Annotated in this window: 23 protein-coding genes and 1 tRNA gene; 7 read left to right on the forward strand and 17 right to left on the reverse strand. The window is 69.0% G+C overall.

The annotated features are described in order from the left end of the window. Positions 1 to 42 precede the first annotated feature (42 nt). From AB4079_RS12060 to AB4079_RS12120, 13 genes are all read right to left on the reverse strand, one after another. Positions 43 to 1005, reverse strand: a complete 963-nt coding sequence (locus tag AB4079_RS12060; RefSeq protein WP_441787563.1) for an AAA family ATPase — start codon at positions 1003 to 1005, stop codon at positions 43 to 45. Between the two features lie 18 nt (positions 1006 to 1023). Beyond that, positions 1024 to 6306 carry an Ig-like domain-containing protein gene (locus AB4079_RS12065; RefSeq protein WP_441787522.1) on the reverse strand — a complete coding sequence of 1761 codons (5283 nt, stop codon included), beginning with the start codon at positions 6304 to 6306 and terminating at the stop codon, positions 1024 to 1026. Positions 6307 to 6414: 108 nt separating this feature from the next. Continuing rightward, complete coding sequence (locus tag AB4079_RS12070) at positions 6415 to 7173, reverse strand: hypothetical protein (RefSeq protein WP_441787523.1); 759 nt, start codon at positions 7171 to 7173, stop codon at positions 6415 to 6417. Then, on the reverse strand, positions 7161 to 8786 hold the full coding sequence (locus AB4079_RS12075) for a serine/threonine-protein kinase (protein WP_441787524.1): 1626 nt from the start codon (positions 8784 to 8786) through the stop codon (positions 7161 to 7163). Before AB4079_RS12075 ends, AB4079_RS12070 begins: the two co-directional genes overlap by 13 nt. A gap of 5 nt (positions 8787 to 8791) precedes the next feature. Beyond that, positions 8792 to 9994, reverse strand: a complete 1203-nt coding sequence (locus AB4079_RS12080) for an FHA domain-containing protein (RefSeq protein ID WP_441787525.1) — start codon at positions 9992 to 9994, stop codon at positions 8792 to 8794. A gap of 7 nt (positions 9995 to 10001) precedes the next feature. Then, complete coding sequence (locus AB4079_RS12085) at positions 10002 to 10823, reverse strand: PP2C family protein-serine/threonine phosphatase (RefSeq protein WP_441787526.1); 822 nt, start codon at positions 10821 to 10823, stop codon at positions 10002 to 10004. Continuing rightward, positions 10820 to 11887, reverse strand: a complete 1068-nt coding sequence (locus AB4079_RS12090; protein WP_441787527.1) for a TerC family protein — start codon at positions 11885 to 11887, stop codon at positions 10820 to 10822. The genes AB4079_RS12085 and AB4079_RS12090 overlap by 4 nt, the downstream gene beginning before the upstream one ends. 220 nt (positions 11888 to 12107) lie before the next feature. After that, positions 12108 to 13232: a DUF5808 domain-containing protein gene (locus tag AB4079_RS12095; protein WP_441787528.1), complete on the reverse strand. Its 1125-nt coding sequence runs from the start codon at positions 13230 to 13232 to the stop codon at positions 12108 to 12110. Then, a complete protein-coding gene (locus AB4079_RS12100; protein WP_441787529.1) occupies positions 13229 to 13651 on the reverse strand; it encodes a GntR family transcriptional regulator in 423 nt (140 codons plus the stop codon). Before AB4079_RS12100 ends, AB4079_RS12095 begins: the two co-directional genes overlap by 4 nt. Before the next feature lie 74 nt (positions 13652 to 13725). Continuing rightward, positions 13726 to 14499, reverse strand: a complete 774-nt coding sequence (locus tag AB4079_RS12105) for a TylF/MycF/NovP-related O-methyltransferase (protein ID WP_441787530.1) — start codon at positions 14497 to 14499, stop codon at positions 13726 to 13728. Between the two features lie 60 nt (positions 14500 to 14559). Beyond that, positions 14560 to 14979 carry a hypothetical protein gene (locus AB4079_RS12110; protein ID WP_441787531.1) on the reverse strand — a complete coding sequence of 140 codons (420 nt, stop codon included), beginning with the start codon at positions 14977 to 14979 and terminating at the stop codon, positions 14560 to 14562. Between the two features lie 35 nt (positions 14980 to 15014). Then, positions 15015 to 15278, reverse strand: a complete 264-nt coding sequence (locus AB4079_RS12115) for a type II toxin-antitoxin system RelE family toxin (RefSeq protein ID WP_441787532.1) — start codon at positions 15276 to 15278, stop codon at positions 15015 to 15017. After that, on the reverse strand, positions 15275 to 15538 hold the full coding sequence (locus tag AB4079_RS12120) for a type II toxin-antitoxin system Phd/YefM family antitoxin (RefSeq protein ID WP_441787533.1): 264 nt from the start codon (positions 15536 to 15538) through the stop codon (positions 15275 to 15277). The genes AB4079_RS12115 and AB4079_RS12120 overlap by 4 nt, the downstream gene beginning before the upstream one ends. Positions 15539 to 15717: 179 nt before the next feature. On the opposite strand from AB4079_RS12120, the gene AB4079_RS12125 reads away from it, so the two are divergent. After that, positions 15718 to 17316, forward strand: coding sequence for an MFS transporter (locus AB4079_RS12125; RefSeq protein WP_441787534.1), 1599 nt, complete (start codon positions 15718 to 15720; stop codon positions 17314 to 17316). Between the two features lie 81 nt (positions 17317 to 17397). Here the strand turns inward: AB4079_RS12125 and AB4079_RS12130 are convergent. Both AB4079_RS12130 and AB4079_RS12135 read right to left on the reverse strand, forming a co-directional pair. Continuing rightward, positions 17398 to 17473, reverse strand: a tRNA-Glu gene (locus AB4079_RS12130). Positions 17474 to 17567: 94 nt separating this feature from the next. Then, on the reverse strand, positions 17568 to 18470 hold the full coding sequence (locus AB4079_RS12135) for a YegS/Rv2252/BmrU family lipid kinase (RefSeq protein WP_441787535.1): 903 nt from the start codon (positions 18468 to 18470) through the stop codon (positions 17568 to 17570). A gap of 122 nt (positions 18471 to 18592) precedes the next feature. Between AB4079_RS12135 and AB4079_RS12140 the strand changes: the two genes are divergently transcribed. Both AB4079_RS12140 and AB4079_RS12145 read left to right on the forward strand, forming a co-directional pair. After that, entirely contained in the window at positions 18593 to 19231 is a 639-nt protein-coding gene (locus AB4079_RS12140; RefSeq protein WP_441787536.1) for an MBL fold metallo-hydrolase, read from the forward strand. A gap of 13 nt (positions 19232 to 19244) precedes the next feature. Further along, positions 19245 to 20636: a cryptochrome/photolyase family protein gene (locus AB4079_RS12145; RefSeq protein ID WP_441787537.1), complete on the forward strand. Its 1392-nt coding sequence runs from the start codon at positions 19245 to 19247 to the stop codon at positions 20634 to 20636. A 33-nt stretch (positions 20637 to 20669) separates the two neighbouring features. On the opposite strand, the gene AB4079_RS12150 is transcribed toward AB4079_RS12145, so the two are convergent. Next, entirely contained in the window at positions 20670 to 20933 is a 264-nt protein-coding gene (locus tag AB4079_RS12150; RefSeq protein ID WP_441787538.1) for a hypothetical protein, read from the reverse strand. A 171-nt stretch (positions 20934 to 21104) separates the two neighbouring features. Here AB4079_RS12150 and AB4079_RS12155 point away from each other — a divergent pair, with 171 nt between their 5' ends. The 3 genes from AB4079_RS12155 (at position 21105) to AB4079_RS12165 (ending at position 22386) form a co-directional block, all read left to right on the forward strand. Then, positions 21105 to 21353 (forward strand): SCO4226 family nickel-binding protein, encoded by a 249-nt coding sequence (locus AB4079_RS12155; RefSeq protein WP_441787539.1) that lies wholly within the window; start codon positions 21105 to 21107, stop codon positions 21351 to 21353. Positions 21354 to 21372: 19 nt separating this feature from the next. Then, entirely contained in the window at positions 21373 to 21561 is a 189-nt protein-coding gene (locus AB4079_RS12160) for a hypothetical protein (protein WP_441787540.1), read from the forward strand. Between the two features lie 63 nt (positions 21562 to 21624). Then, positions 21625 to 22386 carry a nuclease-related domain-containing protein gene (locus AB4079_RS12165; RefSeq protein ID WP_441787541.1) on the forward strand — a complete coding sequence of 254 codons (762 nt, stop codon included), beginning with the start codon at positions 21625 to 21627 and terminating at the stop codon, positions 22384 to 22386. Between the two features lie 25 nt (positions 22387 to 22411). Here the strand turns inward: AB4079_RS12165 and AB4079_RS12170 are convergent, their stop codons facing one another. Continuing rightward, positions 22412 to 23305 (reverse strand): metal-dependent hydrolase, encoded by an 894-nt coding sequence (locus tag AB4079_RS12170; protein ID WP_441787542.1) that lies wholly within the window; start codon positions 23303 to 23305, stop codon positions 22412 to 22414. Between the two features lie 62 nt (positions 23306 to 23367). Between AB4079_RS12170 and AB4079_RS12175 the strand changes: the two genes are divergently transcribed. Then, positions 23368 to 24203: Dyp-type peroxidase (locus AB4079_RS12175; protein ID WP_441787543.1), on the forward strand; the 836-nt coding region annotated here is incomplete at its 3' end.

The raw sequence follows: 24203 nt of genomic DNA on the forward strand, positions 1-24203 counted from the left end.
AGAGGGGTCCCGTCGAGTCGGAGGAGGTCAGCAGGTCAGGGGTCAGGCGGCCCGGTACGCCGGCGGGGTGGCGGACGCGACCGCGCGCTCGACCACATCGGCGGCCGTGACGCCCGCGAACTCCGACTCGGGGTCGACGATCACCCGGTGGGCCAGCACCGGAAGGGCGAGGTCGCGGATGTCGTCGGGCGTGATGTAGGTGCGGCCCTGGGAGATGGCCCACGTCTTCGAAGCACGCGCGAGGGACAGGGCGCCACGGATGCTGACGCCGAGGGCCGCATCCTTGTCGTCGCGCGTGGCGGTCACGATCTCGCTGAGATAGCCCATGACGCTGGCGTCCGTGTGCACCTCGGAGGCGAGCTGAGCGAGCGTCGACACCGAGTCGGCGGCGATGATCGGGCGCACGCCGGCCGCACGCGATCGGTTGGACGAGTCGAGCAGCAGGTCGACGGTCGTCGCGTGGTCCGGGTAGCCCAGCGAGGTCTTGATCAGGAAGCGGTCGAGCTGCGCCTCCGGCAGCGAGTACGTACCCGCCTGTTCGACCGGGTTCTGGGTCGCGATCACGACGAACGGCGAGCCGACGGAATGCCCGACACCGTCGACAGTGACGACGCCCTCCTCCATCACCTCGAGGAGGGCGGACTGCGTCTTCGGGCTGGCGCGGTTGATCTCGTCGGCGAGCACCACCGTCGCGAAGATCGGGCCCGGGTGGAACTCGAACCGGCCCGTGGACTGGTCGTAGATGGTGACGCCGGTCACATCCGACGGCAACAGGTCGGGCGTGAACTGGATGCGCGACTGCGTGCCCTCGACCGTATTGGCCAGCGCCTTCGCGAGCACCGTCTTGCCGGTGCCCGGAACATCCTCCAGCAGCACGTGGCCGCCCGAGAGCATCGCCGTGATCACCAGGCGGATGCTGTGCTCCTTGCCCAGGATCGCCTTGTCGACGTTCGCCACGAGTTGTGAGAACGCTCCGGCGAACCAGTCCGCCTGCTCCTGTGTCACTGTCACTGCTGCTTCTCCTTATTTGGACCAGTCCTGGACACTGCTCTGCACCCCGTCCACGACCACATACGCTCCGGGGTAGCCGCACCACGGTTCGTAGTTGGTGCTTGCAGAGCCGTGGTAATGGCCGTACCCGTTGCCATCGGTCGAGATCGAGCGAGTGGACAACGTGCTCCCATTGCAGTGCACCTGCATGGTGACCGACGCGTTCTTCGCGAAATTGTGGATCGTCACGTCGTACGTGTAGCTGTGGACGTACCCCGGCTTGGGGTCGCCCTTCGACAGGTCGATGGACGGCGACGGCGGCGGTGGATCCTTCACCTGCACGGTGTTGGACGTCACCGGAGTGCCCGTCTTCTTGCCCGGATTCTCCGCGTAGACCTCGAACGAGTAGTTCCCGGCACCCTTGTTGTTCGCCTTGGCGCTCGTGCCGGTCGTGGTCTGCCAGCCGCCCCCGTTGAGGCGGTAGTAGTAGGTCGCCTTGCCGCCCCCGGTGCCGTCCGGGTCGGACAGCGCCTTCCAGCTCATGGTGAGGTCGCTCGGCGCGTTGCCGCTGCTGCTGATGGTCGCGCCGCTGACCTTGGCCGGTGTCCCGTACGGAATCACCGCCGCACTGAGGGCCGAGAACTGGCTCCAACCGTCCGCGTTCTGCGCGCGCACCTGGAACGAGTAGGACGTGCCATTGGTGAGGCCGGCGATCGTGACCGTTCCGACGGAGGCGGTCTTCACCGAATGGCCGCCGTTGTTGTCGGTCACCTCGTACCCGTTGATCGGCTTCCCGTTGTCCGCGGGCGCCTTGATCGACACTGTGGCCTTGCCGTCGGCCGCGCTCGCGTTGCTGGGTGCGCTCGGCCGCGCCGGCACATCGTGGACGGTGACGCGCAACTGGCCGATGGCGGACGCGGTCCGCTTCGGATCCTTCGTCGCATCCTCGACGTGGTAGACGACATTCACCGCGCCGATGGCGGCCCCGGATGCGGCGCTGACGCTGATCGACGAACCAGTGTGCGTGACCGTGACGCCCGCCGGCGCGCTCTGGGCCGCCGCGTCCGTGATGGTCAGGGGCTGACCCGGGAAGGGGTTCACCCACTGCGCGTCGCTGGACGCGCCGCTGACCGTCGCCGTCTGCCCGCGCTGCACCTCCGAGGTCTGCGGAGGGTTCTTCTGCGAGGCCACCGGCCGGCTGGAACTGACCACCTGGACGTTCACGGTGCCCGAGATCGTGTGGGTCCCGGAGCTGATGGTCACGGCGATGGTGGCTGTCTCGCCCGCCTGGGTCCCGAGCGGAGCGGAGAGCGTCAACGTCGAACCGCTCAACGAGGACTGGATCTTCGAGTTGGACGATGTGCCACCCGAGTAGGTGAGCTTGCTGAGGATCTCTGGGTTCGGGTGGAAGCTCGACGCCCGCAGGTCGACGGAGAGCGGCGCCTCCCCCGGCTCGATCTTCTCGCTCGGCGAGGTGAAGGTGGGTGCCACATCGGACTGATCGGGCTGACCGACCGTGATCGGAAGCACCAGGGTCGTGATGCGGTCGGAGTTCTGCCCGGCGTCGCGTCCGTCATCGACTTTGAAGGTGATGGCGGCGGGACCGCGGTAGCCCTTCGCCGCCGTGAAGGTGAGGGTCTGCTCATCCCCGTACGACGACCCGCCCGAGCTGTTGGTCGCGCTGACGCCGGAGGCGCCGGTCAGCTTGTAGCCGCGTCCGGACGGCACGGTGAGGATGTCGGACAGCTTCCAGCTCGTGGACCCGTCCGCCTGCACGATCTGCTGCGGCAGGCCGTCCTTGATGCGGGGCGGGGCCGTCGCGTCGCCCTTCGGAGGGACGATCACGAAAGCCGTGCCTTTGAGCCCGGTGACCGTGTCGGTCAGCGTGTATGCGATGGCGATCCGTTGCGCACCTGGTTTCACGGTGATGGTGCCGTCCGATGCGACGTCGGCAGCGGAGGCGTTGGGGCCGGTGACCTCCACCTTCAGGTCGTCGACGAGCCCCGACGGGTTGGTCGCGCCGGCGAGGGCGTTCACCTTCACGCTCGTCTTGTTCGCGACCTCGTCGGGTTCGAGCACGTGGTCGATGGCGGTGGGCGGCACATCCTTCGCATTCGGTGTGACGGTCACCTGGATGAATGCGCTGGCGACACCACCCTGTCCATTGGTGATCTGGTACCGCACGACGAACGATCCGTCCTGCTTCGGGGCGGTGACGAGCACGATCTTGCCGTGCACGGAGGCGGTGAGTCCCTCATCCACCTGGAGCAGCTTCTTCTGCAGTGCGATGGCGTACCCGTTCGGGTCCGAGTCGTTGTCGAGTACTGGCACGGCGATGGTTCGGCCGGGCTTCACCTGCACCGGATCGTTGACCGCGATCGGCGGGCGGACCTGGTCGGGGCGCGGGATGACGGCGATGGAGACCGTGCCGGTGGCCGTCTTCCCGTAGGTGTCCTTGAGCTGGTACGTGAAGGTGTCGGTTCCGGCCGAGTCGGGGTACGCCTCGTACGTGAACTGCCGGCTTGTGGAGTCCGAGATGCGGCCCAGGGTCGGCTGCGATGCCAGCCCGGACAGCGTGACGGAGTCGCCGTCCGGGTCGATGCCGTCGAGCGGAACGTCGACCGGGACGGAGGATCCGGCGAACGCGCGGACCGTCAGCGGTTGGGGCTGCGGCGCCCGGTCGGAGGACTTGTCCGGGCCACCGACCACGAACGTGACCGTCGCCTGCGCCTTCTGGCCGTACTTGTCCGTGATGCCGTACACCACGTTGTACTGCCCCGGCGTGGTCGGCGCCTGGTAGCGCACGGTCTCGCCGCTCACGAAGGCCGTCGCGCCGTCGCCCGCTCCGCTCGCGTCCCGCAGCTGCGTGTCGAGGGTGAAGGGCGCGTTGTCCGGCGAGAAGTCGTTGTCCATCACCGAAACGGTCGCGACGTCGCCGGCGCGGACGGGCACCTGATCGTCGACCGCGACCGGCGGCTGGTGCTGCACGAGCGGCGGGACCGGGACCACGGTGATGCCCGCCGTCGCCTGGTTGATGCCGTCGGAGACGACATAGTTCAGCTGGACCTGCTGGGTCAGCACTGTCGGTGCCGTGATCTTGACGACCGCGTTGTCGAGGACCTCCACGTTGAGGTCCTCCGCGCCGGCGCCGACCGCCACCGAGCGGACGGCCAGGACGCGACCGGACGGAGACACGTCGTTGTCGAGCACGGCGACCGAAGTCGGCTCGCCCGGGCGCACGTACGCTTTGTCGGTCACGGCGATCGGCGGAGCCTCGCTCGCACCCTGCGCCGCGATGTCGACCCGGGCCAGACCGGTGGTCGTCTTCGGGCCGGCGCCGAGCGTGTACACGATGTAGTACTCCCCCGGCGAGTTGCTCTTCACCGTGATGGTGCCCTTTATCGCGTCGGCGGTCACCTGGGCGCCTGAGCCGTCCAGGTTCGCACCGACGAGCGTGAGCGGCTCTCCGGACGGCGATTGGTCGTTGTCGAGAGGATGCAGCACGAGGGGCCGCCCGGTGAATCCGTCGCCGAAGTCCGTCACTGCGACCGGGTCGAGCGTGCCGGCCGGCTTGACGGTGACGATCAGACTGCCGGTCGTGGATGCGCGACCGTCCGACACGGTGACGCGCACCTCCTTGGAGCCCGCCTGCCCTGTCTTGCTCGTGAACGTGACGTCGCCGTTCGCCTTGAACCGCACGTCGTCCTCGGTGGTCGCCGTCGCTGCGACCAGGCTGAGGTCGTCGCCGTCCGGGTCGGTCCAGTCGTTCAGGATGTTGTAGGTGACGGACTGGCCGACCTCCGTCTGGGCGGTGCTCGACCGGGCGGACACGGGCGCGGTGTTCTCCGTCGGCTGCTTGAGGGTCGCATCCACCTGGGCGGATGCCGTGCCGCCGCGACCGTCGTCGACCGAGTACCGGAAGGAGATGGTGCCGCTGAGGTCGGCTTTCGGCGTGAACTGCAGCGCGCGGCCGCCCTCGACCAGCTGCAGTTCCCCCTGCGCGGCGGGAATGGCGGAGACATCCGAGACGGTCAGCACGTCGCCGTCCGGATCGCTGTCGTTGGCGAGGACGTGGAGCACGGTCGACCGGCCAGGGCGCACGCCGTAGGCGTCGTTGACCGCCACCGGAGGACGGTTGACCGCGGTCCGCTGTGCCAGGGTGTCCGCGAACGACTGGACGACCGGCTTCTCCTCGCCGGTGTCGCCCTGGACGGTCGTGTCGTTCGGTTTCAGCTGCGCCCAGTTCTGCACGAGTCGCATGTTCGACGACACCACCCAGGCGTTGCCGTCGCGGAGATTGTTGAGGGCGATGACGTCGTGGTTGACCCGGAACTCCAGGTCGTCGCCCTGCACCGGCTGGTCGATGTCGAGACCGACCGGCTTCTTCCCGTCGCAGGCGTAGAGGTAGCGCGCCGAGCCCGACCAGGCGCCGTAGGAGCAGCTTCCGAGCCGCACCGGGGCGGAGACCGCATCGGGGCCGCCCTTCGACGTTGCGCCGGCCGGGCTCGCCGTCACCGATCCGCCGCCGAGCGGGACGCTGAGCAGACTGTTCGCGGTGGCCACGAGAGCGGCGCGGTCGTCCTGCCCGGGCTGCTGCAGCTCGAGGCCCTTCGCGGGCAGGTCGACAGTCGTACCTGCGCCGGTGATGACGCGGTTGCGCTGGGTGTCCAGCACGACGGGTTGGTCGCCGACGGCCGTCACCTGGAACGCACCCGGAACAGCGAAGTCCTGGATGTGAGGGTTGGCTCCGGGGCGATCGACCGTCACCAGGCGCTTACCCCGGGGTGCGACGACGAAGGTCTTCCCGGACTTGGCGACCGCGAGCTTGGCTCCCGCCCCGACCGAGGCCGCGGCTTTCGTCTTCGTCCGGTCGAAGTCGAGACGGCCGGACGCGTCCAGTACCCACAGCGAGCCGTTCGGCGCCAGCACGGACAGCGTGTTGCCGCCGTAGCCGACCTGCGAGTGCTCCGGGATCTGGATGCGGCCCCCGAGGGAGACGAAGGCGGGGTCGATGCGATCGACGGTGCCGTGCGGCAGATCCGTCAGGAAGTACGCCTGACCGTCCTGCAGCACATCCAGGTCGGCGCTCGCGCCGGTGACTGCCGCATCCAACTCGTCGATCTGGTGGTTGAGCCGGCCGGCGAGAAGCTTCTCTCCGTTGGTGACCCAGACGTCGCGGGTGTCGAGCTGGACCGCGTTGACCGGGAAGCCCTTGTGCAGCACCGCGATCGTGAGCGGAACCCCCGCGACGACGGCGAGGGCGGTGATCACAGCGAGCGTCTTGCGCTCACGGAACCACGTGCTGAACGAAACCAAGTCTCTGCTATCCCCCGGGCTGGAAAACCGCGTCCACGCTAACACGGCCCCCCGACGCGACCGGAATGGGGAGGACTCCCCATCCCCGCAGGGCCACGCGGATGCACGTCAGTCGTGCGCCCCACCCTCCCCTACGGGCGAGGACTGGTCAAGTCGCGTGGTCGCCACCTCGAGGAGCGGGAGGTCGTCGACGCCGACGAGGCGGGTGGTGACGGCGTACTCCACGAGGCGTGCACGACGGTTCGTCGCCAGCTTTCCGCGACCCCCGCGCAGCCCGGCGACCCCCAGCTTGTCGAGCTTGTCGCAGACGTTGTCGAGCTTCCGGTTGAACGTGGTCATGCTCCAGCCCAGACGTTCCGCAGCCTCCGCCGAGCTCGGGATGGTGCCTCGCCCGGGAACCGACTGGGTCAGCACGCCCTCGGCCAGCGCCACGATGAGCTGCCGCTGACTCGTCGTCAGCGTCACCGGCAGCACCGTGGTGGAACCGCCGGAGGAGTCCACCTGGACCGCGGTGTTGAAGTAGTCCTCGTCGCTCGAGATCGTGAAGTCGTAGGTCGTCGCGCCCGCACTGAACATGACATGCATGGTCTGGAACACGATGGGCAGCTTGGCGCCCGGCGCGAGCCACGCCTGCATGGTCCCCGTCGCGTCGGTGACGGTCGCGGTCAGGAGGGTCCCGACGTTGCTCAGCCACCACATCCCGAAGTCGTGACCGACCGTCAGGAAGCGGCGGTGCAAGTAGGGGTTCTCATCGATGGTCAGCTCGGCCTCGCGCCCGATTCCGAACTCGACACCGGGATCGACGCTGTACAACTCGCCGCAGTACTCCACGGTCAGCGGCTTCACGGCGGCCGTCACGACGCGCACGCTTTCAGCTGCTGCGAGGTTCGGCCGGCGCGGACGGTCGCGATGTCGATGCAGACCGGGACGCCCGGGGCCAGGCCGGTCACGGTCACGGTGGGATCCGCGGACACGGACGGACCATTCGTCGTGCCCTCCTGCACCCAGGTGTACTGGTCGCCCTTCTGCGCCTCCTCGGTCTTCCAGACGAACGTCGCAGCTGCGCCGTCCGGACTTCGGACCGCCGAGACCAGCACGGGCGGGGGGACGACGGTCACCGCGATGGAGCTGTCGCCGCCCGCGCCCGGCGTCTCCGGTGTGTATGCCGGGGCCAGGACATTCGCGACGACGGCCGCCGCGATGCCCAGGACGACCACGGCTGCGGCGCCCGCGCCGATCCAGGCGAGGAGGCGTCGGCGCGGGTCGTTGGCGCGATCGCCGGCACTGGGTGTGTCGCTGTGGCGGGCCGTTTCGCGGTCTGCCTCATCCGCGGCCGGGGATGCCGGCGCCGCCGGGCGAGGCCGGAGGACGGTGTGCTCGGGCACAGCGGTGACACGGTCGACCCGGGCAGGGGCATCCGGCGAGATCGGGACGACGCCCCGCACGACGGTGGCGGCGGGCTCGACCGGCGGCGCCGGCTGGGCCTGGATGGTCGCGACCGAACGCGCCCGGGTCTCCTGCTCGTCGCCGCCGCCCGGCGTCGGCCGCACCTCCCCGAGCTGCAGGTTGGGCACATCGATGCCTGTCGGCGCGAGGCCCAGCTCCAGCTCGACGCGCTGCAGCGCGCGGGCGAAGTCGACCGCCGAACCGTAGCGGTCCTCCCGCCGGGTGGCCATGCCGCGCCGCAGCGACGCGGTCAGCGAGGAGGGCACGTCGCCGCGGTCCAGCGGGGTGACCATCCCGCGTTCGATGCGTCCCATCAGGTCGAGCGTCCCATTGGACCGGCCGGGAACCTCGAACGGCGTACGCCCGGCCAGCAGCGTGTACACGGTCGCGGCCAGCGAGAAGATGTCGCTGCGCACATCCGGGTCCGGGTCGTCCGAGAACATCTCCGGCGGCGACCACGGCACGCTGAGCCCGACGCTGCGACTGCCGGAGGTCGCCGTGTCCGTCGGCTCGCGCCGCAGCTCGGACAGCGTCGTCGTGTGCACGGGGAGTTCCTCGAGCGCCGAGGCGATACCGAAGTCGGTCAGCGCCGGCCAGCCCAGCGCGGTGGTCAGGACGTTCGCCGGCTTGATGTCGCGGTGCAGGATGCCCGCGGCGTGCGCGGTCGCGACCGCACTCGACAGGCGGACACCGGTGCGCAGCGCGTCCTCCACCCCGATGCGCTCGCGCTTCAGCTGGTCGGCCAGCGACGGTCCGGAGCAGTACTCCATCACCAGGTAGGGCCGGTCGTCGCCGGCCACCCCCGCGTGGAAGATCGTGACGATGTAGGGGTGCGCGGACAGCCGCGCCATGACATTGGCCTCGGCGACGAAGTGGGCGCGGGCGGCCTCATCCACGCCGTCGGTCAGGAGGACCTTCACGGCGACGCTGCGCTTCGGGAGCTCCTGCTCGTACAGGAAGACGTCGGAGAATCCCCCGGACCCGAGCAGCCGGATGAAGTGGTACCCGCCCAGCTCGGGCGGCTGCGACGCCATGCGCCTCATCCGGCCGCCTCGACCGTCAGCGTCGCGCCGCTCCCCAGGTCGATCACGGTGCCGATGACGACGGTGGTCGGCTCGCCGCTGCGCAGCTTCTGCGGGGATGCGCCCGGCAGCACGACGAGCGTGCCGTTGCGGGAGTGCAGGTCGGTGACCACCACACTGTCCCCCTCGACGACGACCGCGACGTGCGAGCGGGAGATGTCGTCCTCCGCGCTCGTGAGCGTGACCGGGCGGGCGCCATGGAGCGACGGGACCGCGGTCACGCTCGGCGCCCGGCCGACGACGATCGGTACGCTGAGCGGCTCGCGGCGACCGTCGGAGAGCAGCACCGCGAACTCCTCTCGCGCGGGGACCGGCTCCGGGGTCTCGGCGGCCTCCGCCGCCGGCGAGCGCCGGGGCAGGTCGCCGCTCATCACGGTCAGACCGTCGTGGTCGCCCTCCAGGCGGCCGGCTGCCGGCGGGAACGAGTCGGTGATGAAGCCGGGGAGGTCGATCCGCGCGGGCGCTGCCTCCTCGTCCTCGGGCCGGACGGCGGCCTCCTCGACGCTGCGGACCATCGTCGCGCCGAACAGGTGGTCGTAGCCGGCGGTCTCCGGAGTCGCGGACTCGTCGGCGTCTTCCGATGCGGATTCGGATTCCGCCGAGACCCCGCCGAGGGTCGCCTCCGGCACTCTCGTCTGCAGGTCCGGCTGGGCCGGTTCCTCGACCACCGCATAAACCGGCCCGGTGTCGCGCTCCCGCTTCGGCGGCGCGGCGACAGTGGCGGCCACATCCTCCGGCCGCTCGGCCGCTGCCCACCCGAGGCCGGTCGCGCGGACCACGCCTTCGACCAGCGGAAGGGCACCCTCGGACGTGCCGTCCCCGATGCTGACGGCCTCAGCGTCGGTGAGTTGGGTCTCCACCCACGACGACACCCCGGTCGCCCGCACCGTGCGCTCCCGACCGCTTTCCGTGACGACCGCCGACGCCGTCCCGCGCACCGCCAGCAGTACAGCGTCGGTGGAGGCGTCGAGCAGTGCGAAGGACGGCGTGCGGCTCAGGCCGCCGGCGACCAGCGCGTCCAGAGTCTCAGCGAACCCGGCGCGCACGGCAGGAAGCAGGGTGCGCAGTCGTCCGGCGTCCGGTTCGACCACGAGCAGGGCTCGTCCACCGCCCGCGACGACCGCCCACTCCCCGGCTGCCGCCTGCTGAACCTCGAACACGGACGACCTACTCCCTCGGCTGCGTGTCTTCCAGCTCGCGGCCGCTTCCGCCGTCCACGCGTTCGCGCGTGTCGACGGGGGCCGGAGCGTTCTCCCCGGTCACCGATTCAACCACGATCACGGTGATGTTGTCGTGGCCCCCGGCCTGGTTCGCCGCGTCAACGAGTGCCGCGGCCGCATCCGTCGGGCTGGTCCGGGCGAGGATCTCGGCGATCCGCCCGTCGTCGAGCTCGCGCGTGAGGCCGTCGGAGCAGATCAGGAAGACCTGCCGTCCCTCCTCCGCCAGCAGCGCGCTGTCCGTGTCGACGAAGTCCTCCGCGCCGAGCGCCCGGGTGATCACATTGCGCTCGGGATGCACCGCCGCCTGCTGCTCGGTGATGAGTCCGGCATCCACCAGCTCCTGCACCGCCGAGTGATCGACGGTCAGCTGCCGGAGCTCGCGGCCGTCCCAGGCGTACACCCGCGAGTCGCCGACGTTGATGACCATCCACTGCTCGGTGGCGAGCTCCGGGACGCGGACCCGCACGACGCCGGTCAGCGTCGTACCGGCCACCGCAGCTCCCGACTCGTCGGCCCCGGAAAGCGAGCGGACGGCCGCGTTGGCCTCGTCGATCGCCCGGATGACCTCGTCGGGCGTGGGCCGGGTGCCCTCCTGCAGGGTGCGCGCGAGGCTCTCCACGGCCGTGCGGCTCGCCAGGTCGCCGCGGGCGTGACCGCCCATGCCGTCGGCGACCACGAACACCGGGTCCTGAGCGAGGGCGCTGTCCTCGTTGACGTGCCGGACCGCACCTGTGTCGCTGCGGATGCTCACGCCGACGAGAGAGCTCATGTACGCGGGTCCTCCCGTGTGCCGTCGACGGCCGCGTTCTCGGTCTCGTCGTCTTCGTCCGTGTCACCGTGGATGGCATCGGCGACACTGGTTCCACTCATCTTCAGCTTCACCAGACTTGCAATCGTAGCGACAACCATCGACCCGACGATGACGGCGAGCGATGTCCAGGTGCTGATGTCGGGCGCCCACTCGATCGGATGGCCGTCATTGATGAACGGCAGCTCGTTCTCGTGCATGGCATGGAAGATCAGCTTCACACCGATGAAGGCGAGGATGAACGCGATCCCGTACTTGAGGTACACCAGCTTGTCGAGCAGGTGCCCGAGCAGGAAGTACAGCTGGCGGAGACCCATCAGGGCGAACACGTTGGCGGTGAACACGATGAACGGGCTCTGCGTGATGCCGAAGATGGCCGGAATGGAGTCCAGGGCGAACAGCAGGTCGGTCGTGCCGAGCGCGATGAAGACGATGATGAGCGGCGTGAACATCCGGCGGCCGGCGACGATGGTCCGCAGTTTGTTGCCCTCGTACTGATTGGAGACCTTGAGGTGCCTGCGGGCGAAACGGATGAACCAGGAGTCGTTCTCGCCGTCGTCGTCGTGGTTTCCGAACGCCTGGTTGAAGGCCGTCCAGAGCAAGAACGCGCCGAAGACGTAGAAGATGGCGCTGAAGGTCGCGATCAGTCCGGCGCCCAGCACGATGAAGACCCCGCGGAACACCAGCGCCATGATGATGCCCACCATGAGCACCTCTTGCTGGTATTTCCGGGGCACCGCGAACCGCGACATGATGATCACGAAGACGAACAGGTTGTCGATGCTCAGGCTGTACTCGGTCAGCCACCCGGCAAGGAATTGGCCGGCGTGCTCCGCGTCCCCGATCAGCAGCATCAGCAGCGCGAACACCAGCGCGAGGGCGACGTAGAAGGCGACCCAGAGGGCCGACTCCTTCGGGCTCGGGATGTGCGGCCGCTTGAAGATGATCAGCAGGTCGAACGCGAGGATGGCCAGGAGAACGACGAAGGAGCCGATCTCGAACCAGAGGGGCAGAGCGGTTTCCACGGGGGACCTTTCGAAGGGCGTCGGATATCGCCGAAAGTCTCTCCCGCACCTCGCGGTGCCGCTGTGCCCGGGGCTGCCTCCGTGGCGGACCGTGATGACGTGCACAGCGCCGAACCGTCGTGCGACTTTCGTCAGACGCCGGTCCGTCCGGGATACTCCCCTTCGCTCCCTCCATCCTAGCGGGGTCGCCGGGCGGGAGTGAGTCGGAGCGAGCCCTCCCTCACCCGCGCATCGCGGCGTGGACCAGCACGAACGTCAGCAGACCGATGACCAGCAGGAGCACGACGACGCCGATCGCGATCCCGGCCGGGTGGCCCAGATTGATCGTCCACCCGACGCCGAAGCGTCGTTGGACGAACAGCGCGGCGTCATCGCGATTGACGTAGAAGATGCCGGCACGCCAGTAACGGTCGTCGTCCGGTGTGTCGACCGGTCGACGGCCGCCACGCTCGTCGGCGATCAGCCGAGTGTCGTTCGCCATCAGTCGGCGCCAGCGCAGCGCGAAGACTGCCACGGATGCGGCGAGCAGCACCAGCGCGATGACCGGTCCGGCGATGATCAGGGCGGATGCGCCTCCTGCCAGCTGACGCGTCAGCGCGCTCCAGGCGAAGACGACGGCGATCAGGAAGAGAACCCGACCGATCAGGGTCGACATCGTCGCGCGCATCTCCCGAGCACGACGCGCGTTCGTCTGCGCGCTGGCGCCGGGCAGTGCGCGGATCGGGACGAGGCGCCCGAGGAACGAGAGGGCGAACAGGCCGACCACCGGGATGGTGCCGATGAACAGGATCCCGAAGACGCTCCAGACGCTCTTCGCCACGTATTGCTCCGACCGACCCCCGGCGCCGTTGCCCGTCGGGACGGTGCTGGGAAGCGACGGATAGAGCACGATCAGCACGGCGTAGGCGGCCCCGAGCAGCAGGAGGGCCGCGATGAACCACCCCACGGGCACACGGGGCCGGCCGCCGGGGTCGACGCTGGCTGCCATCCTCACGGGGACGCCCTCGAACCAGTCGCCCTGTTTCTTGGCCGCGATGATCAGCCGACGGGAGACGACGTACGCCGCGAACTGTCCGACGACGACGACCAGGATGATGACGACCGCGATGGCGGGTGAAGCCGACGCAGCGCTGACGGCGAGAACGAGGATGCCCGCCAGCCAGATCAGGGCGACGAGGATGCGGTAGCGGCGGATCGCGGAATGGATGACCGGCTCGTCGAGGTGGCCGCTCGGGACGCTGACGCCCAGCGGCACGGTGGGCCGCATCATGGCCGGGAGGGCGATCATCAGGGCGGCGATCGCGGTGAGCACCACCCCGGAGATCAGAAAGGTCGCTGTGCTCATCGTTCTCCGCCATTCCTCCGTTGGGCCGCGAACCCGGAGAGGATCTCCTTCGCCGCAGCCACGATCGTTTCGTCCTGCTCTCCCTGCGCGACACCTTCGGCGAGCACCGTGGCGAGGCGACCGGCCCAGGCATCCCGGTCGGCCGAGCTCCACGCGGCTTCTTCCGCGGTTGCGCTCCGAGGCCCGCGGGCGACCACCGAGCCGGCGGAGCGGTTGGATCGCACCAGCCCCTCCGCGCGGAGCAGGTCGTAGCCTTTGCTCACGGTCGCCACGTTGATACCGAAGCGGGCAGCGAGTTGCCGGACCGGCGCCAGCTGGTCTCCGGGTCGAAGGGTGCCGCCCGCGATGCCTTCGACCACCCGATCCCGGAGCTGCTGATACAGCGGGACCGGGGAGAGCGGGTCGATCTCGATCTGCATGGAATGCTCACCTCCGGGCTTGTACCACTTGTACTAGTTGTTATAGTACACGTGTCACACCCCGTGTGGCGAGTTCAGCCCCCCGGTTTGATGGCCACACGCCCGCTGCCGGTCCGGGCGAGGTATAGCCGCGCTCCGGTCCGGGCGAGGAACTCGTCGACGGCTTCACGCGAGCCCTGCCACCAGCCGTAGTCGTCGAGCAGCAGGACGCCTCCCGGTGTCAGCCGGTCGTACAGGTGCACCAACTCATGCGCGGTGGACTCGTACCAGTCGGTGTCCAGCCGAAGCAGCGCGATGCGCTCGGGCGCCTGACCGGGGACGGTCTCTTCGACCGGTCCTTTGATGAAGTGCAGCTTTTCCTCGGGATAGGGAACCTGACGGAAGCCCTCCTGCACGTCCTCCAGGGAGGCGTACGCCCAGACACGGGAGGTCTTGTCGTAGGACGCCAGCAGGTCGGCGGCCGGCCGGCCGTCGCCGCGGCGGTCCTTCGGGCCGGGAGCCGTCATCCCCTCGTAGGTGTCGAACAGGTACAGGTCGCGGTCGTGCGCGCCCGAACCGTCGAGCGCCCGGGCGATCGCGTGCATGCTCCCGCCGCGCCACACGCCGCACTCGACGACCGCGCCCGCGATGTTGTACCGGTTGATGTAGCGGGCGGCCATGATGCCCGCGTACAGCTTCTCGACGTTCGTCATCGTGTACGGCCGGACCAGGCGCATGATCTCAGCGGCCTCGTCGTCGATATCCGCCGGGATCTTCGGCGCCGACGGCTCCTGGGGAGTGCTGTGCCGCACGCGCCGCAGTTCGTACCCGGTCAGCCGAGAGAGAGCACCATTGATACGTTTCCGCATGGACACACCCACAAGCTACCCCACGGACCGATCCGGAACCCCGAAGGTGACGACCGCCGCTCAGCAGGACTCGCGCTGAATCGCGGTCTGCACGCGCTGCGCGAGACGTCGCACTTGTGCATCGCTCCAGGTCAGACTCTTCCTGCCGTCGTCGGATGTCGGCACGATCGGCAGGTTCACGTCGGCGCCGCCTGTTTCCACCGTCAGGACGATCGCGAGAGCGATCTGCGGGTAGGGCGGTCGCGAACGCGACTCGTCGACGGCGACATTTCGCACGCTCGAGGCGGGCAGTTCGAAGAACACGGCCCGCTTGCGCCGTCCCGTGAACAACACCCGTCCTGAGCCGACCGCGAGGCTGAACCCCAACGGCATGAAGGCAGCCATCGGCATCCCGAGGCTCGCAAGCGCTCGCACTGTCGTCGGAAAACGCACCGCCCGCACCAGCGCATCGATGGACTGAGAGGGCGAGTTGTCCGACATGGCGCAATCGTATTGACCGGACGACGGCGGTCGAATCAGCGGCTCTCGTAGATGTCGCGGCGATGACCGGCCCGGACGATCGTGACCGTGAGTTCGTCGTCGAACAGGTCATAGATGATTCGGTAGTCGCCCGCGCGGACCCGCCACGCGGTTTCCTCCCCCACCAGCTTTCGCGCGCCGCGAGGGCGCGGATCTTCGGCCAGACCTTCGATGAGCTGGAGAACCCGTTCGCGGGCTGAGTGCGGAAGCTTCCTGACCTGTCGAGCGGCTGCGGTTGTGAAGTCGATCCGGTAGGTCACGAGTTCAAACCGTCACGCAGCTCCTCCAAGCTCACCCGACCCCCGTCGTCCTCCGCCTTCGCCGAGCGATAGGCCTCGACATCCTGGGCCATCTCGAAAGCCTCTAGCGCCTCAAGGTCGGCGACACTGACAACCACAGCGGCCAGCTTGCCGTTACGCGTTACCCCGACCCGCTCACCGCCGTACATGGCGCGTCCGAGCACGTCAGCCAGATGGCCGCGCAGTTCGCGAGCCGATACCTCGCCGGTCAGTGTGTCCATGTGGTCATTGTAACTCTTAAGTACGCTGTGTACACAATGCGGGCCACGGGACGACGAGTCCCGCCGTCGGACTCAGCCGCCTTCCACCCGCTGCACGGGCGACGCTACTGTGGCGCGAGAGGCCGCGTGACCCAGAACGGAGCGGTGATGGTGGGTGCCGTCGTATGAAGAAGTGGTCGGTGGTGATCATTCTCGGCTGCGCCCAATTCGTGATGGTCCTCGATGGAACCGTCATGAACGTGTCGATCTCGACCGTTGTAAAGGATCTCGGTACGACGGTGTCTGCGATGCAGGCCGCGATCACGTTCTACACGTTGACGATGGCCGCCGTGATGCTGCTCGGCGCCAAGCTCGGCGATATCTGGGGCCGGCGCCGAGCCTTCGTCATCGGGGCGTGCGTCTACGGGGTCGGGTCACTGATCACGGCGTTGAGCCCGAACATCCAGGTGCTGTTCCTCGGCTGGTCCATCATCGAAGGCCTCGGCGCGGTTTTGGTGATCCCAGCAATTGCCGCACTTGTCGCGGACAACTATTCGGGCAAGGACAGGATCACCGCCTACGCGATCATCGGCGCCGTCTCGGGTGCCGCGGTGGCAGCCGGTCCGCTGATCGGCGGATTCATCACCACCTACCTCAGCTGGCGCTTCGTCTTCGCCGGCGAAGTCGTGATCATGGCAGTCGTCGCGATCGTGGCCCGATTCGTCAACGATGCGGCAGTTCGGCAGAAGGTGCGAATAGATGTCCTCAGCGCCCTGCTGTCGGCTGTTGGCCTCGTGCTCGTCGTCGGTGGAATGCTGCAAAGCAAAACCTGGGGGTGGATCCTCCCGCTGTCCTCACCGACGATCGGCGGAGTCCCGGTGGCCCCACTCGGAGTCTCGCTCACCGCCTGGTTCATCGCCATCGGCGCTGTCCTCCTCTTCCTGTTCGTCCGGCGTCAACAGTGGCTCGTCGCCCGCGATAGGCCTCCGCTCGTCCACGTCTCGATGTTCTCCATCACGCGGCTGCGCAGCGGACTCTCGGTGCTCGGCGCCCAATACGCCGTCACCGCCGGCCTGTTCTTCATGGTCCCGGTCTACCTCCAGATGACGCTCGGCCTCGACGCCCTCGAGACAGGTATCCGAATCTTCCCGCTATCGATTGCGATCATCATCTTCTCGATTGTGGGAACCAGGCTGTCCCGCCGGTGGCCTCCACGCAGGATCGTCTGGGTGGGTCAACTGGTGCTTGTGCTGAGCGGGTTCCTTCTGCTCGCGTCGGTCACGGCGGACCTGCGAAGCGGGTTGTTCGCGGCCGGGATGTTCCTCACGGGCTCCGCGCTCGGGTTGCTTGCGTCGCAGCTCGGAAACGTGAACATGTCCAGCGTCAGCGACAAGGAAACCAGCGAGGTAGGCGGCCTCCAAGGGGTGTTCCAGAACCTCGGGTCGTCCCTGGGTACCGCCCTCATCGGATCCATCCTCATCGGAGCGCTGTCGAGCTCGTTCGCTTCCGGCGTCGCGACCAGCGGCCTCTCCCCCACCACGGTTTCCATCGTCCAGGCGAAAACACAGGGCGGCGTGGCCATCGTCCCGTCCGCAAGCGTCGACCAAATCGCCACGTCCGCGGGGCTTTCGAGCGCCGACGCGCAGAAGCTCGCGGGCATCTACCGCGATTCTCAGCTCGCCTCCTTGCGGGTTGCGTTCGTCGGCCTGATCTCTATCAGTCTGTTGTCCCTCGTTTTCGCGCGCGGGCTTCCCGTCGAAATATCCGGACGCACGCGGTCGAAGACGACTCCGAGCTAAGTCGATCCGGACGTCACGCGGTGCGGCAGCAGCTCCACGCAAAAAGCCCGGAAACCAGTGAATGACTGGTATCCGGGCTGATGGTGACCCCAGCGGGATTTGAACCCGCGTTACCGCCGTGAGAGGGCGACGTCCTAGGCCGCTAGACGATGGGGCCGTCTGGCAACTAGAAAATCATGCCACAGATGGGGTGCGGGTGCCAAAACGAGGGCGGCCACCCGGGCGAGTCGGCGCCGCACCGCGGAGCCGCGTCAGACCAGGACGCGCAGGGCGCCCGGGGCCACCGCCACGTCGATCGGGAGGGGCCCAATCCGCTCACCGTCGGCGTAGGCGATGATGTCGTCGGCCTCGATGCGGACGCTCGTGACCGGGAGGAGGGTGACCTCGGGCAGGTCGGTGTGCTCGCCGCGGAAGACTTTCGGGAACATGCGCAGGAAGCGGAGGCGCGTCATCCGCTCCACGATGAAGAGGTCGAGCCGGCCGTCGGAGAGGTCGGCGTCGGGCGCGATGCGCATGCCGCCCCCGAGGGAGCGGTTGTTGGCGACTGAGACGAGCATCGCCTCCACCTCGATGAGGCGCCCGTCGGCGTGGATGCGGTACGGGCGCGGTTTCAGCGTCGCCAGCTCGCGCAGCAGGGCGAAGATGTAACGGCTGCGGCCGCGTGGGCGGCTCATCAGGTTGGCCCGCTCGTTGACGGTCGCGTCGAAGCCGGCCGAGACGACGCAGCCGAACCAGGTGGTCAGCTCGCCGTGGCGGATCGTTCCGGCATCGATGGCCCGTGGCTCACGTTGCAGAGCATCCAGCAGTCGTTCGATGGCGGCCTCGGTGTCGTGGATGGGGATACCGAGCCCGTCGGCGAGGTCGTTTCCGGTCCCACTGGGAACGATCCCCAGCGGCAGCCCGGTCTCGGCGACGAGGTCGATGCCGAGGTTCGCGATCCCGTCGCCACCGACCACGACCAGGGCGTCCGCGCCGTCCTGAATGGCCTTCGCCGTCTCGCGGCGGAGCAGCTCGATGTTCGCCTCGTCCACGGCGACCACCCGGTGGCCGGCCTCGCGGAGGCGCTCGACGACGCGCGGCCCGACGTCGCGGCGGTGCCCGAAGGAGGCCATGGGGTTGACCGCGACGACCACGGCCCGCGAAGTTGCGGTCACAGTGCACGATAATGACACACCGCACGTCCGGACCCCGGCGCGGCGCGGCCTGCGCCGGGGCGGATAGGGCGCCTGGCGCCCGCGCGCTTGCGTGTGCATCCCAACCGGTATTTCCTTGAGCCATGAGACTCACGAAGTTCGAACACTCCGGCCTGCAGCTCGAAGCGGACGGACGCAAGCTCTTCGTCGATCCCGGCAACTTCACCTCTCCCCTCACGGACACCGCGAACGCCGTGGCCGTCGTGATCACCCACGAGCACCCCGACCACTGGACGCCAGAGCAGCTGAAGCGCGTGCTCGACGTCTCCCCCGAGGCGAAGATCTTTGCGCCAGAAGGGGTGGCGAGGGCCGCCTCCGGGTTCGACGTCACCGTCGTCCACGCCGGCGACACGATCGCGGCAGAACCGTTCACCCTCCGCTTCTTCGGCGGCCGCCACGCGGTCATCCACGAGTCCATCCCGGTGGTCGACAACCTCGGGGTGCTGGTGAACGAGCAGCTGTACTACGCAGGCGACTCGTTCTTCGTCCCGGCGGAGGTCGAAGTGGATCTGCTCGCTGCACCCGCCGGCGCCCCCTGGATGAAGATTTCGGAGGCCATGGACTACGTGCTGGCCGTGAAGCCCAAGCGCAGCTTCCCCATCCACGAGATGGTGCTCTCGCGGGCCGGCAAGGACATGGCCAACACACGCCTGCAGTGGGCGACCGAGCAGAACGGCGGCAGGTTCTTCCCCCTCGAGCCGGGCGACTCGCTCGACCTGTGATCGCCGCCCGACCGTGAGCGCCGACCGAGAAGCAGACCGCCCCGCCGTCGTCTGGTTCCGCGACGACCTCCGGATCGCCGACAACCCGGCGTTGCACGCCGCCGCTGCCACGGGGCGGCCGGTGCTCTGCGTCTTCGTCTGGGATGCGGAGACCCGCGGGCTGCGCATTCCGGGCGCAGCGAGCCGCTGGTGGCTGCACCACAGTCTCGCGTCGCTGACGGCTTCCCTGGAGCGTCTCGGTGCCGGCCTGGCGGTACTGCGCGGGCCGACCGAGCAGGTCATCGCTCACGTGTTGCACGAGACGGACGCGGCGGCGGTGTTCTGGAACCGACGCTATGGCGGCGCCGAGCGACGCATCGACGAGGCGGTGAAGAGCGCTGCCCGCGCGGCCGGCATCGAGTCGACCAGTTTCGGAGCGAACCTCCTCTTCGAGCCGTGGACCATCCGGACCGGCCAGGGCACCGCCTTCTCCGTCTACACGCCGTTCTGGCGCGCCTGCCTCGCGGCTCCCCCGCCGCGCAGGCCGGGTCCCGCGCCTCGCACGTTGCGACCCGCGAGCCTCCCGAGCACTGTCGATGCGTTGGCGCTCGACGACCTCGGCCTGTTGCCGACCCATCCCGACTGGGCGGACGGCCTCCGCGCCGCGTGGGAGCCGGGCGAGAAGGCGGCGCACCACCAGCTCAAACACTTTCTGGCCGACGGCCTGGGTGTATACCGCCAGGACCGCGACGCACCTGGGGTCGATGGGACCTCTCGGCTCTCCCCGCGGCTGCGCTGGGGAGAGCTGAGCCCGCACCAGGTCTGGCACGCGACCGAGGAGCGACGCGACCGCTCCACCGCGGAAGGCGCTGCCACCTTCGCTGCGGAGCTGGGATGGCGCGAATTCGCCTATCACACGCTCTTCGAGCACCCGGACCTGGCGACCGTGAACATCCATCGCGAGTACGACTCCTTTCCGTGGCCCCGACTGCATCCGTCGGCGTTGAAGGCCTGGCAGCAGGGTCGCACCGGAGTGCCCCTGGTGGATGCCGGGATGCGGGAACTGTGGAGAACCGGCGTCATGCACAACCGTGTGCGCATGGTAACGGCGTCGTTTCTCATCAAGAACCTGCTCATCGATTGGCGGCTCGGCGAACAGTGGTTCTGGGACACACTCGTCGACGCCGACCCGGCGAACAACGCCTTCAACTGGCAGTGGATGGCCGGAAGCGGGGCCGACGCCGCGCCCTACTTCCGGGTGTTCAATCCGGAGCTTCAGCGTCAGAAGTTCGACAGGAGCGGTGACTACGTACGCCGCTGGGTGCCGGAATGGGACACCGGCGACTACCCGGCCCCGATCGTCGACCTGGCGGAGTCGCGGCGCGCGGCTCTGGCGGCTTACGAAGTCGTCAAGCACTCACGCTGAGCGAGGCGAATGGACGAACGGACGCGAGAGGAGTCAGCGCCCGTGCTCGGCCAGGATCTGGTCGACGTCGATGCGCTTCAGCAGCGCCTCCCAGTCGATGGCCCGCGCCTCGTCGACCTTGTCCTCCTCGGCCAGCACGCGGCCGCTGCGCTCGACGACGATGCCCTCCGGCACCATCCGGTTGAGCTCGGCGAGGATGGCGTCGTCGACGGCTTCCGTGTCGAAGTCGGCGCCGACGCGCGCCAGGTAGTCGCCGGAGACGGTGTAGGAGACGATTCCGGTTTCGATGCGGCTCATGCTCCGCATGGTAGCCGGTCGCGCACCGTGGCGGTCAAGCGCCTGCAGCGGTGGTCAGCTCGTCCAGGAACCGGGACTTCCCGATGCCGGCCTCGCCACCGATGGCAGGACGACCGATGCCAAGCGGCGTCCGAGCGCTGCACAATGTGGTCATAAGGAAAGGAGCCGATCATGGCGCAATTCATCGACGTCCACGACGGATTCGTGGGAGTCACGCGGGAACAGCTGGCGGAAGCGCACGACGCGGACGCGGCGATCGAGGGCGAGGAGGGTGTTCACATCGAACGCGCCTGGCTCGACCCGGTCAGCGGCAAGGTGTTCTGCCTCTCGACGGGACCCTCGAAGGAGGCGCTGATGCGCATCCACGAGCGGGCAGGACACCCGACCGACCAGGTGTACGAGGTCAGCATCGAGGTGTGACGCGCGTACAGTGCCGGGCATGAGCGATCGACCGGATGACACCCCAGCACCACGCGACGCCGACGAGCTGAACGAGGCCGTCAGCGACCTGGGAGAAACCGACACCGACCGCCTGGAGGCGGTCCGCGGGCGCAACGAATCGCTCGAGGAGCGCCTCCCGGGTGACGAGCAGCTGCCCCGCACGCACGGGTCCCCGGAAAAGGGGTAGCCCCGCCGCCCTGGCCCCGGCTGGGGACTGGGGCGGCGCTCCTCGCCTCTGTACGGTTGCCGGGTGAGCGGACAACGAATGCGGGACCGGGCGCCCGGCGCTGCGGTGATGGAGCAGGTGGTCCGGCTTCAGGAGGCCCGCCCGCGTCGTTCCGGGCTCGCCCGCGCTCTCGGGCGGCATCCGCTCAGCCACGATGCCCAGCCGTGGTTCTCCGGCGCCCTCGGCGAGCGGGAGGTCGGCGCGCTGCTGTCCCGGCTGCCGCAGGGCTGGAGCGCCTTCCACGCCGTCCCTGTCGGCTCGGGCGACGCCGACGTCGACCACCTCGTGGTCGGCCCGGGCGGTGTCTTCGTCCTCAACACCAAGCGCCACCCGGGGGCGCGCCTGACCATCTACTCGCGTTCGGTGCTGGTGGAGGGCGCCAAGAAGCCGTACCTCCGTAACTCCGACCTCGAGGCTTCGCGCGTGCGCGGCCTGCTGCTGCGCGCCGGCATCGAGGCTCCGGTGGAACCGGTGGTCGTGGTGGTGGGAGCCAAAGAGCTGCGAACGCGGCAGAAGCCCGCCCGCGCGACCGTGCTCCGTTCGGAGGACCTGGTCCGCTGGCTGTCCCGCCGACCGGATCGGGTGGATGCGGACACGGTCGCCCGCGCGGCGAGCCTCTTCGACGATCCGGGCACCTGGCGACCGGTCGTCTCGTCGCCGGAGACGATGCTGCGTTTCGACGCGATCGAGCGTGAAGTGCGCAGTGCCCGGCTGGTGCGCGTCGGGTGGGGCGTCGCCGGCGGGTTGGCCACGCTCGCGGTGGCCGTGCCGTTTCTTCCGCTCTGAGGCCGGAGCGGCCGCGGCGCTGAGCTCAGGCGCGGCGCGCCGTCGTCCGCATCGTCAGGGTGAGCGCGCCGTCCGCCTCGCCGAGTTCCAGGGCCACCGTAATGGCAGCCAGCTCGTCCAGGCCGCGCACATGCGTGCCGCCGCACGGGATCTCGACGATCCCCTCCGGCAGCTCGGCGCGCCAGCGACGGCGTTCGCCCAGCCCCCGTCCGTCGCCATCGCGGACGATGGACACCCCGGCCCCGCTCGCGACCCAGCCGGCCAGTGTGCGGTCGATTTCCTCGGTCGCCTCCGCCAGCCGGGAAGCCAGCTCGGCGGCGGCGAAGCCCTTCTTGCGCAGACTCTTCCCGATCCGGTACTCGTCGAGCGAGCCGTCCTCCAGGATGCGGGAGGACGTGATCGCGAGCTGGTCGAAATTCGGGCGCCCGCGTCCATCCATGGGCGCCTCCTTCGTCCACAGCGGCGCCAGGGCGTCGTTGAGGGCGAGTGAGGCGAGATGGCACGCCGTGTGCCCGGCGGAGAGCGCTCGGCGCCGCTCGGCGTCCACCGCCACCGTGACGGTGCTCCCCGGCTCCAGACCGGACACGTCGTCCACCAGGTGCGCGACCACGAACGCCCAGCCCGCGGTCCCGGTGCGCACCGGCGCATCCCCCACATACAGTGTCGTCCCGTCGGTCGCGCCGACGACCGCAGCCACGACCGGGTACGACCGCCCGTCCGCGGTCAGCTCTCCGGCGTCAGCGGGTTGGTCCGGCCAGACAGGGTCGACCGGGTGGAATGCCGTGCGGTCGAGCACGACCGCCGTGCGCCCGTCCGCGAGCGGCTCCAGATGGAGGACGGTCCCGGTCGACGTCAGGTCGCCGTCGGGGTAGGTGACGACGGTGTCGGTGCTCACATCGATGCTGCTGGGGAGGCTCATCCCTTCAGCCTACGGTCCCGGTGGAGTGGCGACCGGGGGCCGCGATACGGCAGCATGGCGGCATGGCGAACACCGGCGACCAGCCCTGGCAGCGCGTCCCCATCGACCCGCAGAGCGTCGACGCGCCCCTCTCCCGGGCCGCCGTCTTCCTGGTGGTGACCGTCGGCGACTCCGCCGAGGCGCTCGCCACGGTCAAGGCGGTGCTCGGCGGGATCACCGACCAGGTCAAGACCGTCGGCTTCCGCGACCTCGGCGCCCGCCTCTCCTGCAACGTCGGGATCGGCGCGGCCCTGTGGTCCCGGCTCACGGACACGCCGCCGCCGCGCGAGCTGCACCCGTTCCGCGAGATCGCGGGCCCCGTCCACACCGCAGTGTCGACGCCAGGGGACCTGCTCTTCCACATCCGGGCCGAACGGGGCGACTTCACGTTCGAGCTGGAGCGGCAGCTGCTCGACGCGCTGGGCGACGCGGTCCAGGTGGTCGACGAGGTCACCGGCTTCCGCTACTTCGACGCCCGGGACCTGCTCGGCTTCGTCGACGGCACGGCGAACCCGGCGGCCGGCGACATGGCACAGGCCACCACCGTCGGCGACGAGGACCCGGAGCATGCGGGCGGCAGCTACGTCGTCGTGCAGAAATACCTGCACGACCTCTCCCGCTGGAACGGCCTCCCTGTGCCCTCCCAGGAGGGTGTCATCGGCAGGACCAAGGTCGAGAACATCGAGCTCCCGGACGCCGAGCACGGCCAGAAGTCGCACAAGACGCTCGCGACGATCGTCGATGAGGCGGGCGTCGAGCACGAGATCCTCCGCGACAACATGCCGTTCGGGCGACCCGGCCACGGCGAGTTCGGCACCTACTTCATCGGCTACTCGCGGGCGCTGTGGGTGATCGAGCG

The sequence above is a fragment of the Leifsonia sp. 2MCAF36 genome (genome assembly GCF_052115525.1).
Taxonomy (GTDB): Bacteria; Actinomycetota; Actinomycetes; order Actinomycetales; family Microbacteriaceae; genus Leifsonia.